Source organism: Streptomyces sp. NBC_01549, from assembly GCF_026339955.1.
In the GTDB taxonomy this organism is placed as follows: Bacteria; Actinomycetota; Actinomycetes; order Streptomycetales; family Streptomycetaceae; genus Streptomyces.
On sequence record NZ_JAPEPW010000001.1, the window covers coordinates 4181724 to 4197792 of the forward strand.

The 16069-nt window shown below is 68.9% G+C and carries 18 protein-coding genes, 1 tRNA gene and 1 pseudogene; 11 read left to right on the forward strand and 9 right to left on the reverse strand.

From position 1 onward, the window contains the following. Positions 1–61: 61 nt before the first annotated feature. The 3 genes from OG819_RS58595 (at position 62) to OG819_RS18665 (ending at position 1534) form a co-directional block, all read left to right on the forward strand. Positions 62–163 (forward strand): putative leader peptide, encoded by a 102-nt coding sequence (locus OG819_RS58595; protein WP_312638615.1) that lies wholly within the window; start codon positions 62–64, stop codon positions 161–163. 124 nt (positions 164–287) lie between these two features. Then, positions 288–566, forward strand: coding sequence for a MoaD/ThiS family protein (locus OG819_RS18660; protein ID WP_054229696.1), 279 nt, complete (start codon positions 288–290; stop codon positions 564–566). Positions 567–583: 17 nt separating this feature from the next. Continuing rightward, on the forward strand, positions 584–1534 hold the full coding sequence (locus OG819_RS18665; RefSeq protein ID WP_266650437.1) for a cysteine synthase: 951 nt from the start codon (positions 584–586) through the stop codon (positions 1532–1534). Positions 1535–1799: 265 nt separating this feature from the next. Here OG819_RS18665 and OG819_RS18670 read toward each other — a convergent pair whose 3' ends face one another. Continuing rightward, positions 1800–2255, reverse strand: coding sequence for a type II toxin-antitoxin system PemK/MazF family toxin (locus OG819_RS18670; RefSeq protein ID WP_266624994.1), 456 nt, complete (start codon positions 2253–2255; stop codon positions 1800–1802). Between the two features lie 260 nt (positions 2256–2515). Between OG819_RS18670 and OG819_RS18675 the strand changes: the two genes are divergently transcribed. Then, positions 2516–3268 (forward strand): MBL fold metallo-hydrolase, encoded by a 753-nt coding sequence (locus OG819_RS18675; protein ID WP_266650439.1) that lies wholly within the window; start codon positions 2516–2518, stop codon positions 3266–3268. An 81-nt stretch (positions 3269–3349) separates the two neighbouring features. Here the strand turns inward: OG819_RS18675 and OG819_RS18680 are convergent, their stop codons facing one another. Both OG819_RS18680 and OG819_RS18685 read right to left on the reverse strand, forming a co-directional pair. Further along, a complete protein-coding gene (locus OG819_RS18680) occupies positions 3350–4615 on the reverse strand; it encodes a PTS transporter subunit EIIC (protein ID WP_266413632.1) in 1266 nt (421 codons plus the stop codon). 221 nt (positions 4616–4836) lie between these two features. Then, positions 4837–6126, reverse strand: coding sequence for a PTS transporter subunit EIIC (locus tag OG819_RS18685; RefSeq protein WP_266624992.1), 1290 nt, complete (start codon positions 6124–6126; stop codon positions 4837–4839). Positions 6127–6300: 174 nt separating this feature from the next. Between OG819_RS18685 and OG819_RS18690 the strand changes: the two genes are divergently transcribed. The 4 genes from OG819_RS18690 to rdgB all read left to right on the forward strand — a co-directional run bounded on the left by OG819_RS18690 (position 6301) and on the right by rdgB (position 8553). Next, on the forward strand, positions 6301–6534 hold the full coding sequence (locus OG819_RS18690; RefSeq protein WP_030569190.1) for a glucose PTS transporter subunit EIIB: 234 nt from the start codon (positions 6301–6303) through the stop codon (positions 6532–6534). 130 nt (positions 6535–6664) lie between these two features. After that, positions 6665–7399: a ribonuclease PH gene (gene rph, locus OG819_RS18695; protein WP_266624991.1), complete on the forward strand. Its 735-nt coding sequence runs from the start codon at positions 6665–6667 to the stop codon at positions 7397–7399. A 124-nt stretch (positions 7400–7523) separates the two neighbouring features. Beyond that, positions 7524–7916: a hypothetical protein gene (locus OG819_RS18700; RefSeq protein WP_266624990.1), complete on the forward strand. Its 393-nt coding sequence runs from the start codon at positions 7524–7526 to the stop codon at positions 7914–7916. Positions 7917–7950: 34 nt separating this feature from the next. Beyond that, positions 7951–8553, forward strand: a complete 603-nt coding sequence (rdgB, locus tag OG819_RS18705; protein ID WP_266650442.1) for an RdgB/HAM1 family non-canonical purine NTP pyrophosphatase — start codon at positions 7951–7953, stop codon at positions 8551–8553. Positions 8554–8608: 55 nt separating this feature from the next. Here the strand turns inward: rdgB and OG819_RS18710 are convergent. Beyond that, a tRNA-Leu gene (locus OG819_RS18710) sits at positions 8609–8693 on the reverse strand. 54 nt (positions 8694–8747) lie between these two features. Next, complete coding sequence (locus tag OG819_RS18715; protein ID WP_266650444.1) at positions 8748–9776, reverse strand: HNH endonuclease signature motif containing protein; 1029 nt, start codon at positions 9774–9776, stop codon at positions 8748–8750. A gap of 209 nt (positions 9777–9985) precedes the next feature. On the opposite strand from OG819_RS18715, the gene OG819_RS18720 reads away from it, so the two are divergent. Beyond that, on the forward strand, positions 9986–10471 hold the full coding sequence (locus OG819_RS18720; protein ID WP_266650445.1) for a GNAT family N-acetyltransferase: 486 nt from the start codon (positions 9986–9988) through the stop codon (positions 10469–10471). 33 nt (positions 10472–10504) lie between these two features. Here the strand turns inward: OG819_RS18720 and OG819_RS18725 are convergent. From OG819_RS18725 to OG819_RS18735, 3 genes and pseudogenes are all read right to left on the reverse strand, one after another. Then, positions 10505–10857, reverse strand: a pseudogene (locus tag OG819_RS18725) (multidrug efflux SMR transporter). 175 nt (positions 10858–11032) lie between these two features. After that, complete coding sequence (locus OG819_RS18730; protein WP_266624985.1) at positions 11033–11389, reverse strand: co-chaperone GroES; 357 nt, start codon at positions 11387–11389, stop codon at positions 11033–11035. A gap of 98 nt (positions 11390–11487) precedes the next feature. Further along, positions 11488–11826, reverse strand: coding sequence for a DUF3618 domain-containing protein (locus OG819_RS18735; protein ID WP_266650447.1), 339 nt, complete (start codon positions 11824–11826; stop codon positions 11488–11490). A gap of 145 nt (positions 11827–11971) precedes the next feature. Between OG819_RS18735 and bcp the strand changes: the two genes are divergently transcribed. Next, positions 11972–12439 (forward strand): thioredoxin-dependent thiol peroxidase, encoded by a 468-nt coding sequence (gene bcp, locus OG819_RS18740; protein WP_266413643.1) that lies wholly within the window; start codon positions 11972–11974, stop codon positions 12437–12439. Between the two features lie 67 nt (positions 12440–12506). Here the strand turns inward: bcp and OG819_RS18745 are convergent, their stop codons facing one another. Then, complete coding sequence (locus OG819_RS18745; RefSeq protein WP_266650448.1) at positions 12507–14996, reverse strand: transglycosylase domain-containing protein; 2490 nt, start codon at positions 14994–14996, stop codon at positions 12507–12509. Positions 14997–15206: 210 nt separating this feature from the next. On the opposite strand from OG819_RS18745, the gene OG819_RS18750 reads away from it, so the two are divergent. After that, positions 15207–16007 carry an ABC-2 family transporter protein gene (locus OG819_RS18750; protein WP_266650449.1) on the forward strand — a complete coding sequence of 267 codons (801 nt, stop codon included), beginning with the start codon at positions 15207–15209 and terminating at the stop codon, positions 16005–16007. Positions 16008–16069 lie beyond the last annotated feature (62 nt).

A 16069-nucleotide genomic window follows, 5' to 3' on the forward strand; every position in this document is an offset into this window, starting at 1 on the left:
ATTCATCCACCATCTGAGATCACACTCCGGGACCCGGACCGGGAATCGATACGATGAGCCCATGGTTTCCCAGGACGTGAGCGACAAGACGCCGGGCATGCTGCTCGTGGCGCGGCTGCACGTCGACCTGTGCAGGCTGCAGAGCGCCATCTGTACGCGCTGAACCCTGCCGCCGTACGGCCGTGAGCCACGGCTCCGCGGGACCACGACCGGCGTCCCGCCCCGCTACTCCCGCGCTGCCGCGCGCCCACCGACCTGACTTTTCCTTCCGACAGGAGCCCGCAACCATGGCCATCGAGGTCCGCATCCCCACCATCCTCCGCACCTACACCGGCGGCGAGAAGGCCGTCGAGGGCGGCGGCGCGACCCTCGCCGAGCTCTTCGCCGACCTCGAGACCCGGCACGCGGGCATCCAGGCCCGGATCGTCGACGACGGCCAGCTGCGCCGCTTCGTCAACGTGTACCTGAACGACGAGGACGTCCGCTTCCTCGACGGCATCAACACCAAGCTCACCGACGGCGACAACGTGACGATCCTGCCGGCCGTCGCCGGTGGCATGGTCTGATCGGCCGCTGATCGCTGATGCGCTACGACTCCCCGCTCGCCGCGGTGGGCAACACCCCTCTGGTGCGCCTGCCACGCCTGTCGCCGTCCGCCGACGTCCGGATCTGGGCGAAACTGGAGGACCGCAATCCGACGGGTTCGGTCAAGGACCGCCCGGCCCTCCACATGGTCGAACAGGCGGAGAAGGACGGCCGGTTGACCCCGGGCTGCACGATCCTGGAGCCGACGAGCGGGAACACCGGCATCTCGCTGGCCATGGCGGCGAAGCTCAAGGGCTACCGCATGGTGTGCGTGATGCCGGAGAACACCTCTCAGGAGCGGCGGGACCTGCTGGCCATGTGGGGCGCGGAGATCATCTCCAGCCCCGCGGCCGGCGGTTCCAACACCGCCGTGCGCGTCGCGAAGGAACTGGCGGCCGAGCACCCCGACTGGGTCATGCTCTACCAGTACGGGAACCCCGACAACGCGGGCGCCCACTACGCGACGACGGGCCCGGAGATCCTGGCGGACCTCCCCTCCATCACGCACTTCGTCGCGGGACTCGGCACGACCGGCACCCTCATGGGCGTCGGCCGCTACCTCCGGGAGAACAAGCCGGACGTGAAGATCGTCGCCGCGGAGCCACGCTACGACGACCTCGTGTACGGCCTGCGCAACCTCGACGAGGGGTTCGTCCCCGAGCTGTACGACGCGTCGGTCCTCACCACCCGCTTCTCGGTCGGCTCCGCCGACGCGGTCACCCGCACCCGTGAGCTCCTCCAGCAGGAGGGCATCTTCGCGGGTGTCTCCACCGGGGCCGCGCTGCATGCCGCGATCGGCGTCGGCAAGAAGGCGCTTGCCGCGGGGGAGTCCGCCGACATCGTCTTCGTCGTGGCCGACGGCGGCTGGAAGTACCTCTCGACGGGCGTCTACACCGCCGCGACAACAGAGGAAGCCATCGAAACCCTCCAGGGCCAGCTCTGGGCGTAGGCCGCACGGGGCGGGGGCCCGGAGTTCCTCGCCCCCTACCCGTCCCATCCCCGGGGCTCCGCCCCAGGCCCCGTGGGGCGGTCTTGCGGCTGCGGGTGGGTGGGGGCTGGTCGCGCAGTTCCCCGCGCCCCTTCAGGGGCGCCTCGCGCATCTTCAGCCTGTCCGGCGTTTGAGGACGAGGCCGTTCAGGCCGATCGGGGGGCTGGGGGCGGAGCCCCCAGGTTGAGGACGGGACGGGTAGGGGCGGCGGGGGCGAGAGACGGCCTCAGCCGGCCAAGTAGCGGACCTGGTCCCAGAGCACCGGATCCACGACCCCCACCCGCCGCCGGAACTCCCACAGGGGCACCTCGCGCAACTCGTCCGTCTCCAGGAAGCTCGCCCGCCCATGGGTGTCACCCACGGCACCGGGCGGCAGCGGAATCACCCCGGCCCGCTCGTCGTGGTACTTGCTCGTGATCTTCGCGACGGTCACCCGCTCACCCCGCACGGCCAGCACCAGACACGGCCGGTCCTTCTCCCCGGGCCCGTCCTCGTACGGAACCTTCGCCCACCAGATCTCGGCGGGCCGCGGCCGCCCCCCGGCCGACGGCCGCCCGGGCGGCCGAGTCCGGCCGGCGGGCCGGTCCGCTCGGTGCCCACGGCGCCCCCAGCCGTCCACCAGCGTCGCGACCAGCGCGAGCAGCACCACGGCCGCCAACGCGAGCCACCAGGACGTGTCCATACCAAAGAAGGTACCGGCGCGCACCCCGCCCCGCTCCCCGCCCGCGCAACCCACGCACCCGACCTCCGGTCGACCATCCATCCGAACCGGTGACAGCACAGGTGAGTTCGCCCACAACGGCCCCTGGTGGAGGAGCGACCCGCCCTTTTGCGCCTTACGCTCGACGGACCGCACGACCCCCGTTCCCGTATCTGCATCCGAGTATCTGCACCCCGCATCTACTCTCTGCACTTCCTGCCAGCGCGGAGGTTCCAGCTCTTATGAAGCTCACCGTCGTCGGCTGCTCGGGGTCGTTCCCGTCCGCGGAATCGGCCTGCTCGAGCTACCTCGTAGAGGCCGACGGCTTCCGGTTGCTTCTCGACATGGGCAATGGTGCCCTTGGCGAGCTGCAGCGCCACTGCGGTCTTTACGACCTCGACGCGATCTTCCTCAGCCATCTGCACGCCGACCACTGCATCGACATGTGCGCGTACTTCGTCGCGCGCTACTACCGCCACGACGGCGGCCGCTGCGACCCGCTGCCCGTCTACGGACCCGAGGGCACGGAGCAGCGTCTGACCACCGCGTACGCGGACACTCCCACCGCCTCCTCGATGAGCGAGGTCTTCGACTTCCACACGGTCAAACCGAGCTCGTTCGAGATCGGCCCGTTCACCGTGCACACGGAGCGGGTGCGCCACCCCGTGGAGGCGTACGCCATCCGTGTCGAACACGGGGGGAAGTCGCTGACGTACTCCGGGGACACCGGCGTCACCGACGCGCTGGACGAACTCGCCCGGGACACCGACCTGTTCCTCTGCGAGGCCGCGTTCACGCACGGCAAGGAGAACATCCCCGACCTGCACCTCAACGGCCGCCAGGCGGGTGAGAGCGCCAACCGCGCCGGCGCCCGGCGTCTGCTGCTCACCCACATCCCGCCGTGGACGGACCCCCGGATCAACCTGGCCGACGCCCGCGCGGTGTACTCGGGCCCCGTGGATCTGGCGAGGCCCCGGGTGACGTACGAAATCTAGAAGCCGCCGCGGCGTCGGAGCCGTCCCCACCCGTGAGGGCCCCCGGAGGATTCTCCGGGGGCCTTCGGTCGTGTGCGGGGGCTACTTGGCCTCCGCCTTCAGCAGCTCCGCCAGCTCCTCGTCGGACTCGCGGCCCGGCGTGGGGAGGTTCCACTTGATGATCGCGAAGCGGAAGACCGCGTAGTAGACCACCGCGAAGCACAGACCCACCAGGACCAGGCCCCACGGATTGGTCGCGATACCGAGGTTCAGACCGAAGTCGACCGCGCCCGCCGAGAAGCCGAAGCCGTCCTTCATGCCGAGCGCCCAGGTCAGCGCCAGCGAGACACCGGTGAGGACCGCGTGGATGGCGTACAGGACCGGCGCGATGAACATGAACGTGAACTCGATCGGCTCGGTCACACCCGTCACGAACGAGGTCAGCGCGATCGAGAGCATCATGCCGCCGACGACCTTGCGGCGCTCGGGCCGGGCGCAGTGCACGATCGCCAGGCACGCGGCCGGGAGGCCGAACATCATGATCGGGAAGAAGCCGGTCATGAACTGGCCCGCGGTCGGGTCGCCGGCCAGGAAGCGCGCGATGTCACCGCTCTTGCCGTGGTAGTCGCCCGCCTGGAACCACGGGTAGGAGTTCAGCAGGTGGTGCATGCCGATCGGGATCAGCGCGCGGTTGGCGACACCGAAGATACCGGCGCCGACGGCACCCGAACCGACCAGCTTCTCACCGAAGTTGTGCAGACCCGTGCCGAGGACCGGCCAGATGTAGCCGAAGACGATGCCGATCAGCAGACCCGCGAAGGCGGACAGGATCGGGACGAGCCGGCGGCCGCCGAAGAAGCCCGCCCAGTCGGGCAGCTTGGTCCGGTAGAACCTCTGGTACAGCAGGGCGACGACTATGCCCATCACCACACCGCCCAGGACCTTGGCGTCCACGGGGGCGTTCACCATGACCACCTTGCCGTCGACGGCCGTGGCCACCTTCGGCAGGTTCTTGTCGGTGAACGTGGCCAGCACGTTCTTGAAGACCAGGTAGCCGACCACCGCGGCGAGTGCCGTGGAGCCGTCCGACTTCTTCGCGAAGCCGATCGCGATGCCCACCGCGAACAGCAGTGCCATATTGTCCAGAATGGCGTTGCCACCGGCCGTCATAAAGCCGGCGATCTTGGTGAAGAACGTGGGGAAGGACGGGCGTCCCAGCATGTCCGTGTTGCCGAGACGCACGAGGAGCGCGGCGGCGGGCAGTACGGCGACCGGCAGCATCAGGCTGCGGCCGATGCGCTGCAGGACAGCCATCGCGCCGGAGCCCTTCTTCTTGTCGGCCGCGGGAGCGGCGCTGGCCGTGGTCACAACTTCCTCCAGTGGGCAAGGCGCCGCCCAGGGGACAAGGAAGGTGGGTGGGGACGGCGTGGTCTACACCACTCAGTGGTGTAGACCTGTTGTAGCACGGTGAAGGTGAGATAAGGAACCCGCGAATTTTGTGGCCCGGGTCATAAAGGGACGAACCGGTTCCGGACACGCCGAAGCCGCGCGACCAGCCCCCACCGGCCCGCGGATTACGAACGAACCGCCTACGCCTTGGTCGTGTCCTCGTGCTCCTCCTCCGACTCCCGCCCCGGAGTCCTCAGGTCGAACTTCGTGATCGCGAACCGGAAGATCACGTAGTACACGACCGCGAAGCACAACCCGATCGGCACGATCGCCCACGGCCTGGTCGCCAGATGCCAGTTGATGACGTAGTCGATGAGCCCCGCGGAGAAGGTGAAGCCGTCGTGCACGCCCAACCCCCACGTCACCGCCATCGACACCCCCGTCAGCAGCGCGTGGATCGCGTACAGCACCGGCGCGACGAACAAGAACGAATACTCGAGCGGCTCCGTGATGCCCGTGACGAACGAGGTCAACGCGACCGACAGCATCAACCCGCCGATCTCCTTGCGACGCTCGGGCCGGGCACAGTGCGTGATGGCCAGGGCCGCCGCCGGCAGCGCGAACATCATGATGGGGAAGAACCCGGACGTGAACTGCCCGGCGTTCGGATCGCCCGCCAGGAACATGTTGATGTCGCCGTGCACGACCGTCCCGTCCGGCGTGGTGTAGCTGCCGAACTGAAACCAGACGGGCACGTTCAGAAACTGGTGCAACCCGATCACCAGCAGCGCCCGGTTGGCCACCCCGAAGACACCGGCACCCCAGTAACCCAGCCCCACCAGCCAGTCGCCGAAGTGCTCAAGACCCCGCCCCACCGGCGGCCAGATCCACAGACACAACGCCGCGAAGGCGACGGCCACGAACGCCATGATGATCGGCACCAGCCGCCGCCCGTTGAAGAAGCCGAGCCAGTCGACCAGCCTGGTGCGGTGGTAACGCTGCCAGAAGTACGCGGTCATCAGCCCCATGACGATGCCGCCGAACACCCCCGGATTCTGGTACGTGAACGGCGCCACCGAAGAGTCGGCCGCCTGACAGCCGATGTTCGTGAGCACCTTCGCCCCGCCCGCGCAGCTCACCGGGAACTGGCGCAGCACGTTGTAGTAGACGAGGAAACCGGCGACCGCCGCGAGCGCCGTCGACCCGTCCGCCTTCTTCGCCATACCGATGGCCACGCCCACGCAGAACAACAACGGCAGCCCGAGCGACCCGTCGAGCAGCGCGCCGCCCGCACCCCTCATGACCTTGGAGACGTTGTCCCAGCCGAGCCCCTCGGCGCCGAACACGCCAGGCTGGCCGAGCCCGATCAGGAGGCCCGCGGCCGGCAGCACGGCGATCGGCAACTGGAGGCTGCGGCCCATCTTCTGAAGCCCCTGGAACAGCTTGTTCCAGCGGGCCCGTGCGGGCGCAGGGGCGCTGTCGGCACTCATGGGCGTCCTTTGGGCGGGGCCGGGTTGGCTACGCGCCGCCCACTGGTGTAGACCAGTCGACGAACGGTCGCACTGTCGTGAACGCCATCATTCGGCACACACGACAAGGCCGCTCGCAAAGATGGGCCAACTGTGGGTTACTGCGACAAAGCGGTTCTGATCAGGGAGTAGGACATGGCCACGAAGGCTGAGAAGATCGTCGCCGGGCTCGGCGGCATCGACAACATCGAAGAGGTCGAAGGCTGCATCACCCGCCTGCGCACCGAGGTCGTGGACCCGAGCAAGGTCGACGAGGCCGCCCTGAAAGCCGCAGGCGCCCACGGCGTCGTCAAGATGGGCACCGCCATCCAGGTCGTCATCGGTACCGACGCCGACCCCATCGCCGCGGACATCGAAGACATGATGTGAACCGCATCGAAGACATGATGTGAACCCAGGTGAGACAAAGGGCCACCCATGAGCCCCGCACCTCACCCCTGAGTGGCCGCTTCCGCAACCGGAGGCGGCCACTCAGCCGTATACGGCTAGGCTCATCGCCATGTCTCGAATCGACGGCCGCACCCCCGAACAACTGCGCCCCATCACCATCCAGCGCGGCTGGAGCAAGCACGCCGAGGGCTCCGTCCTCGTCTCCTTCGGCGACACCAAGGTGTTCTGCACCGCCTCCGTCACCGAAGGCGTCCCGCGCTGGCGCAAGGGCAGCGGAGAGGGCTGGGTCACCGCCGAGTACTCCATGCTCCCCCGCGCCACGAACACCCGCGGAGACCGCGAGTCGGTCCGCGGCAAGATCGGCGGCCGTACGCACGAGATCTCACGCCTCATCGGCCGCTCCCTGCGCGCCGTCATCGACTACAAGGCGCTCGGCGAGAACACCATCGTCCTCGACTGCGACGTCCTCCAGGCCGACGGTGGCACACGTACGGCGGCCATCACCGGCGCGTACGTGGCCCTCGCCGACGCGATCACCTGGGCACAGGCCAAGAAACTGGTCAAGCCCGGCCGCAAGCCCCTGACCGGCACGGTCTCCGCCGTCTCGGTCGGCATCGTCGGCGGAGTCCCCCTCCTGGACCTCTGCTACGAGGAGGACGTGAAGGCCGACACCGACATGAACGTCGTCTGCACCGGCGACGGCCGCTTCGTCGAGGTCCAGGGCACCGCGGAGGCCGAGCCCTTCGACCGCAAGGAGCTCAACGCCCTGCTCGACCTCGCCCTCGCAGGCTGCGACGAACTCGCGACGATCCAACGGACGGCCCTCGAGGCAACCGCGGAATAACTCTTAGCGTTCTTAGGGGTACGGGCGTACGGTCCAGCCGTGCGCCCCGTCGGCCCCCGCACGGGCCGAGCCGACCGCGCCACGGGGTCGACCACATGTTTTGTCCACGGGGAGGGACCATTCCATGGCCGCGCGCCACCGACGCCGCACAGCCGCATTCGCCGTCGCCGCCGTACTCGTCGCCCTACCGGCGGCCGTCGGCTGCGACGCCGTCAACAAGGCCCTGGACTGCGTCCAGACCGCCGACTCCATCGCCGACAGCGTCACCGATCTCCAGCAGGCCGTGGAGAACGCGGCGAACGACCCGACGCAGACCGACGAGTCCCTCAACGCGATAGAGAAGAACCTCGACAAGATCGGCGACAAGACGGACAACGCCGACGTCAACAAGGCGGTCGACGACCTCAACAAGGCCGTCGGCAACGTCCGCACGGCCATCAAGAACGGCGACAACACCCCCGACGTCAGTCCGGTCACGGACGCGGCCGGCGAACTGACCAAGGTGTGCACGCCGTAACGAGCAACTCTCCGGCCCTTGGATACTGGTCCCCATGACCCGCCTGATCCTCGCCACCCGCAACGCCGGAAAGATCACCGAACTGAAGGCGATCCTCGCCGACGCAGGTCTCACCCACGACCTCGTCGGCGCGGACGCCTACCCGGACATCCCCGACGTCAAGGAAACCGGCGTCACCTTCGCCGAGAACGCCCTCCTCAAGGCCCACGCCCTGGCCCAGGCCACCGGCCTGCCCGCCGTCGCCGACGACTCCGGCCTCTGCGTGGACGTCCTGAACGGCGCCCCCGGAATCTTCTCCGCCCGCTGGGCGGGACGGCACGGCGACGACCGCGCGAACCTGGACCTCCTCCTCGCCCAGCTCTCCGACATCGACGAACTCCACCGGGGCGCCCACTTCGCCTGCGCGGCGGCGCTCGCCCTGCCGGACGGCACGGCGCGGGTCGTCGAGGGCCGGCTGAGGGGCACGTTGCGCCACACCCCGACCGGCACGAACGGCTTCGGCTACGACCCGATCCTCCAGCCGGAGGGGGAGAAGCGGACGTGCGCGGAGCTCTCCCCCGAGGAGAAGAACGCGATCAGCCACCGGGGGAAGGCGTTCCGGGGACTGGTGCCGGCGGTTCGGGAGTTGTTGGGCTGACGCAAAAGAGCCGTGGACCCGTCCTTGGCGGACCGGGCCCACGGCTCCTCGGCAGTGCGGCCGGTGGGACTCGAACCCACACGGGTGTGAACCCACTGGGACCTAAACCCAGCATGACTGCCAAATTCCATCACGGCCGCTCAAAAACGGTCATCACGCTCGACCGGCGGCGTTCAGTCTACGGGGAGAACAGGTCACCCGGCGAGAGGCGCCCTCCCCTTCTGTCGGCACCACGTCTCCGTCAGTGCATGACAGTTGGGGCACAGGTATCGCAGATTCTCCCTGCGGTTGTCCCGCCAGTCCCCATTGACATGGTCGATCTGCAAGGTGATCGGGCGGCCTAGCCACTCACCGGCGTTGCCGCACCCCGTACAGGTATATGGCACCCCAATCTCGGTCATGGCGCGGTGGAGCTGGGCCCTGTTGGTCCGTCCGGCTTGGTCCGGCAGGACGACCAGCACCCGGTGCGCGGTTGATGAGAGTGCTGGGCGCTCCGGCCGCCCCCAGGCCCGGCGCTTGAAGTGGCTGGTGTCGAGATCGAGGCGGGAGGCGGCGCGCCGGACGCGCCGGTGATTGGTGTCGTTGACGTCCATACCGAGACCGCGCATGACGTCGGCATAGCTGGTGGAGCTGCGCACGAGACAGCGCAACCTGTCCTCGGGAATCGGCGCACGCCGGTAGGAGAAGTGCCCGATATCGATGCGCTGGATTGCCAGCATGCGGCTCAGCGTTGCGCGCGAGCGGCTGTCGTCCGGAACGCCCAGCGCGCGGGCCACGCCACGCACGCTCGCGGCTGCGGCTGCGGCTGTCCGTAGTTCCTCCGAGGTGAAGGGCAGGTCCAACTCGGGCCGATCCATGCCCGGGAAGTGGCTGATGTCGATGCCCGCCGCGCTGATGCGGCGTCGGATGTGGGAGAGCGTTCCCGTGGCCGGGGTGGCGCCCAGTTTCAGGGCCACTTCGCGCAGCGAGGACGATGAGGCGGCAGCTTCGGCGATGGCGACATCCGGGTACTTGCGCCATGGGCTGTGCTTGACGAAGTGGCTCGCGTCGAGCCCGTGACTCGCTACTTTCTCCTGGAGTACACGACGTTGGCCTCCACTCGTCCTGAGACCGAGCCGTCGCATGAGATCGGTCCAGTTGCGCGCCTCGGCGATGACCGGCGCGAGTCGTTCCCTGCAATACGGGTCTGGTTCTGGCACGGCGTGGCCGGGGTTGGTCGCCATCGGTTCCGCTGTACTCCGCACGCTCATGTACCCCACCTGTCTCGACTGCACGTTCGTGTCCTCGTACGGAGTAACGAACCGTTTATCGGATGGTCACGTCCGGCTTTTGGTACTGTGCTGATCAGTAGTCACGCCTTTCGGAATCGGACACGACGTCCGCCCGGGAGGCTTTTTTCATGCCCGGGATCAGAAATCTTTGGAGGGGGACCATGTCCGACACGACCGTGCGCCTCGCCGATGACGCCGACCGCCCCGTGCTCGACCGTCTCTGGGCGCTGTTCCAGCACGATCTGTCCGAGTTCCGGGGCGTGTTGCCCCATCCGGACGGCTCGTTCCGCAGTGAGCGGCTGGAGGCGGCGTTCGCGGACGGTGACCGGGTGCCGTATCTGGTGACCAGGGGGGAACACCCTGTCGGGTTCGTCTTCGTGCGGGGGCTGGACGGTCCGATCCGCGTGCTCGGCAGCTTCTTCGTGGTGCGCGGGGCGCGTCGGACGGGGATCGGGCTGCGGACGGTCCGTGAGGTCGTCGCCCGGCATCCGGGGCCGTGGGAGGTCGCCTTCCAGGACGACAACCCGGGCGCCGTGCGCTTCTGGCGCCGTGTCGCCGCCGATATCGCGGGCGACGCCTGGGCGGAGGAGCGCAGGCCGGTACCGGGGCGACCGGACCTGGCTCCCGATGTGTGGATCTCGTTCTGACGCGGCGGGTCTGACGCGGCGGGAGTGGGTGTCTCAGTGCCCCGATGTCACCTTCAGGCCCACCACCGCCACCAGGAGCAGGCAGACGAAGAAGATGCGGGCGGCGGTCGCCGGTTCGCCGAGGACGAGCATGCCGAGTAGCGCCGCGCCGGCCGCGCCGATGCCGACCCAGACGCCGTAGGCGGTGCCGATGGGGAGGGACTTGGCGGCGTAGGAGAGAAGGATCATGCTCGCCGCGATGCCCGCGCAGGTCAGGACGCTCGGGACCAGGCGCGTGAAGCCGTCGGTGTACGGGGGTCTGGGGGGTTTCCCCCAGATGAGCACAGCATGCCGATCGACCAGCCGACTTCGAGCAGGCCGGCGACGAGCAGCAGGATCCAGGCCATGGGGCACCTCCGTGAGTGATCAACAGGGGTGCGTCGTCTTTGCCTGGGAGCTTCTTCGCTCCCCGCCCGGTACGGCGCGTCTCGTCGGGGTCCTTTCAACGCCTTCCACGGTAGCAAAACGCAGGAAAAAGGGGCTGGTGACCATGGTCACCAGCCCCGTCGTGCGGGCTACGGCCTACAAATACAGGCCGGTCGAGTCCTCGGAGCCCTCGAAGCGGTCCGCCGCCACGGCGTGCAGATCGCGCTCGCGCATCAGCACGTACGGGATCCCCCGCACCTCGACCTCGGCCCGGTCCTCGGGGTCGTAGAGGACACGGTCGCCCGGTTCCACCGTCCGTACGTTCTGTCCGACCGCGATGACCTCGGCCCAGGCGAGGCGTCGGCCGACGGCCGCCGTCGCGGGGATCAGGATGCCGCCGCCGGAACGCCGCTCGCCCTCGGCGGCGTCCTGCCGGACCAGCACGCGGTCGTGCAGCATCCGGATGGGCAACTTGTCGTGGTGGGGGGTCTGCTTGTCCCGATTGGCGCTCACGTCCAGAACCTACCTGCCTTTGAGCCGTCCGTACGCAGCCGGGTGGAGCCGGGCCGGGTCGCGTCGAGTCGGGTCGCGTCGAGTCGGGCCGGACGGGGTCAGCGCTTGCGGCGCCGTGAGCCCACGACGAGCAAGCCCACGCCTGCGGCCGCGACGAGCGCGATGGGCACGATGCGCTCCAGGCGCGGCGCGCCGTCCTCGGTGACGAACTGCCCCTTCACATCGCCGACGACCCGGTTGACGCCGACGTAGGCGCGGCCGAGGGTGCGGTCGATGTGGGAGGCGACCTTGGCCTTGGCGTCGCCGACGATCGTCTTCGGGTGGACCCGTACGCCGATCTCGTCGAGCGTCTCGGCGAGAGTTTCGCGGCGGCGCTTGATGTCCGCCTCGATCTGCGCCGGAGTCCTGGTATCCGACGTTCTCGACGTATCCGACACCGCGCTGCCTCCGTGGTCGTGTTCCGATCTTTGCCTCTGTGCCTTCGACAGTCTGTCAGCTCGGGCCGCCGCCCACCCCTCGGCACCCCCATTACGCTCGTTCCCGTAGTTCCGTAAGCATTCACCCCGGCCACGTGAGGTTCCGATGAGCGAGCGACTCCAGCCCGGCGACACCGCCCCCGCCTTCACCCTGCCCGACGCCGACGGCAACGAGGTCTCCCTCGCCGACCACAAGGGCCGCAAGGTCATCGTCTACTTCTACCCGGCCGCCCTGACCCCCGGCTGCACCAAGCAGGCCTGTGACTTCACGGACAACCTCGATGTGCTGGCCGGTGCCGGGTACGACGTCATCGGGGTCTCCCCGGACAAGCCCGAGAAGCTCGCCAAGTTCCGTGAGAAGGAGTCGCTGAAGGTCACGCTGGTCGGCGACCCCGACAAGACGGTCCTGCAGGCGTACGGCGCCTACGGCGAGAAGATGAACTACGGCAAGACGTACGTCGGTGTCATCCGCTCCACGGTGATCGTGGACGAGGAGGGCAAGGTCGAGCGGGCGCTGTACAACGTGAAGGCGACCGGCCACGTGGCGAAGATCATCAAGGATCTGGGGATCTGAGGTTCCTGGACCCGCGGTTCCTGGACCCGCGGATCCAGGAACCGCCGTTCGTCCGGCCGGGCGCGGGTCACAGTTTTCGTGACGTCAGTGCGCCCAGTGGTCCCCCTCCCGCGGTCGTCCCCGCCGTGCCGCCGTCCGTGGTCCCGCCCGACGGGGCCGCGGTGTCGCCGCCGGTGGTGGTGCCGGCGTCCGTGGTGCCGCCGGTGGTCGTCCCGTCGGTCGTGCCGCCGCCGGTGGTGGTGCCGCCGCCGGTCTGGCCCTGCGTCTGCCCTTGGGTCTGACCTTGCGTCTGGCCCTGGGTCTGGCCGTCCGTCTGGCCCTGGGTCTGGCCCTGCGTATCGTCCGGGGGCGGGCTCTGGGTGGCCGTTCCGCCGGTGGTCTGGCCCCCGTCGTCCTCGTCGCCGGTGCCGGGGGGCTGGTCGGTGGGGCCGGTGCTCGGGAGCTGCTGCTCCTGCGCGCCGGGCTGGAGCTGGAGGTCGAAGTCCTTCGGGCTGCTGCCCTTGAGCGCGGCCTTCGTGTACTGCGCCCAGATCTGTGCCGGGTAGCCGCCGCCGTTGACGCGGGGCTGGCCGAGGGCGCCGTAGAGGGACTCGTGGGTGCCGGTGTCGGGGTCCTGGCCCATCACGGAGACGACGGTGGCGAGGTCGGGGGTGTAGCCCGCGAACCAGGCCGCCTGGTCCTCCTCCGCGGTGCCGGTCTTGCCCGCGGCGGGCCGGCCGGCGGCCAGTGCGGCCGTGCCGGTGCCGCCCTCGACGACGCTCCGCAGGACGGACGTGGTGGTGTCGGCGGCCTCCCGGCTCACCGCCCGCTCGGTGTCCTGCTTGGGCAGGCTCACGGCCGGCATGCCGTCCTTGGTGACCTTCTCGACGAGGGTGTACGTGCCGTGCCTGCCGTGGCCCGCGAGTGTCGCGTACGCCTCCGCCATGTCGAGGACGCTGGCCGTGGACGGGCCGAGCGCGATGGAGGGGGTGGCGGTCAGGTCGGGGGTGGTGGAGGGGATGCCGAGGGCGACGGCCGTCTGCTTGACCTTGCCGGGGCCGACGTCCACGGCCATCTGCGCGTACACGGCGTTGACGGACTTGTCGGTGGCGGTGCGTACCGTGATGGGCCCGTACGAGACGTTGTCCTCGTTCTCGGGCGCGTACGAGCCGCCGTTCCAGCCCTGCACGGGGCGCTTGTCGGTGCCGTCGTAGACGGTGTTCGGGGTGATCGTGCGGCCGTCCTGTGTCTGCGAGCCGTTCTCCACGGCCGAGGTGAACACGAGCGGCTTGAAGGTGGAGCCGACCTGGTAGTCACGGCGCGTCGCGTTGTTGACGTACTGCTTGGTGTAGTCGATGCCGCCGTACATCGCGACGACCTCGCCGGTGGCCGGGTCGATGGAGACGCCGCCGGCGCGGACGTACCGGTCGACCTTGCGGTTCTTCTTGTCGAGCTTCGACATCACCTGGTCGTTGACGGCCTTGACGAAGGCGTTCTGCCTGGACTTCTGCAGGGTGGTGGTGACGCGGTAGCCGCCGGTGGTGAGGGTGTCCTCGTCGATGATCTTGTTGGAGACGAGGTAGTCCTTGACCGCCTGCACCAGGTAGCCGCGCTGGCCTGACATGGCGGCCGCGACCACTTCCTGCCTGGGCTGCGGGAACGTGACCTTGGCCCGGTCCGCCTGGGCCAGCCACTTCTTCTTGACCATGCCGTCGAGGACGTAGTTCCAGCGGGCGAGGGCCGCGGACTTGTTCTCGGGGTGCGCGACCACGTCGTACTCGCTCGGCGCGTTCAGGAGCGCCGCGAGGTAGGCGCCCTGGCCGACCGTCAGTTTCTTGGCGTCGACGCCGTAGTACGCCTGGGCGGCGGCCTGGATGCCGTACGCGTTGCGGCCGAAGTAGCTGGTGTTGAGGTAGCCCTCGAGGATGTCGTCCTTGCTCTTCTGGCGGTCGAGCTTGATGGAGATGAAGAACTCCTTCACCTTCCGTGTGGCGGTCTGCTCCTGGCCCAGGTAGTAGTTCTTCACGTACTGCTGGGTGATGGTCGAGCCGGACTGCTTGCCCTTGCCGGTGGCGGTGTTCCAGCCGGCGCGGATCATCGCCTTCGGGTCGACGGCGGACTCGGTGTAGAAGTCGCGGTCCTCGGCGGCGAGCGCCGCGTGCTGGGCGGCCTTGGAGATCTCCGCGAGTGCCACGTTCTCGCGGTTGACCTCGCCGTCGCGGGCGAGCTGGCTGCCGTCGGCGTACAGGTAGACGTTGCTCTGCTTGGTCGCGGCGGCGTTCGCGGGCGGGATCTTGACCAGGTAGTAGCCGAGTGCGAACAGGCCGATCACGAGCAGTATCGCGCCGAGGATCGTGCCGAGCACCGTCCGCCAGGTCGGGATGAGCCGCCCCCAGCCGGTCCGCTTGCGCCTGGGCTTCTTCCCCGGCTTGCCCGGGTTCCCCGGTGCGTCCGTCCCACCCGGCTCGCCCGGTGTGCCGTCCCTGCCCGGCTCGCCCGGTGCCGCGTGAAGCACCCGTTCCGGTTCCCTGGGGGCCCAGCCCTGGCTGCTCTGCTGCGGCTGCGGCTTGTCACTCATCTGTTCGCCGGACTCCTGTTTCGCATCGTACGTTGCCGTACGCCCTCATACGCCTGGTGCGCCCCCTGTTGAAGACTGTCGTACCAAGCGTTCCGTTCCCCGATCCCGGCACGTGTCGCGCCTGAAAATGCCTGGCAGGCGAAGCCGGGCGGAGGCTAGGCTCCTGCGCTTCGGCCACAACGGCCCTTCAGGCGCAAGGAGGACTTCCTCGTGGGGACAGGGCGGTTGTACACGGCCGTCGCAGTGGGCGGGTTCCGGCGCTACGCCACTTATCGGACGGCGACGGCGGCAGGGGTGTTCACCAACACCGTGTTCGGGCTGATCCTGGCGTACATCTTCATGGCGCTGTGGGACGAGAAACCGCACCTCGGCGGCTATGACCAGGCTCAGGCGCTCACCTATGTGTGGCTCTCCCAGGCGCTGCTCATGGCGATGGCCACCATGGGCGGCGGCTTCGAGGACGAACTGATCGAGCGCATCCGTACGGGTGACATCGCGATCGATCTGTACCGTCCTGTCGACCTCCAGTTGTGGTGGTTGTCCCAGGACGCGGGGCGGGCCATGTTCCATCTGCTGGGGCGCGGAGTGGTGCCCCTGGCGTTCGGCGCGCTCTGCTTCGAGCTCGCGCTCCCCGCCGACCCGCTGACCTGGATCGCGTTCCTGGTCGCGGTCGCGCTCGGGATAGTCGTGAGCTTCTCGATCCGCTACCTGGTGGCGCTGTCCGCGTTCTGGTTGCTCGACGGGGCGGGTGCGGCGCAGATGTCCATGATCGCGGGTGTCTTCTGCTCGGGGATGCTGCTGCCGCTGAACGTCTTCCCGGGCGCGCTGGGCGAGGTCGTACGCGCTCTGCCCTGGTCGTCCCTGGTCCAGGGCCCCGCGGACGTCCTTCTCGGCACCGCGGATCCCCTCGGCACGTATGTCTTCCAGGCGTCCTGGGCTCTCGGGCTGCTGGCCCTGGGCCGGCTGATCCAGTCGGTGGCGACACGGAGGGTGGTGGTGCAGGGTGGCTGACTCGGTGGACGGGGGGACCGGCGGTCCGGTGGACGGATCGGTGGGCTCGGTGGATGAGCGGC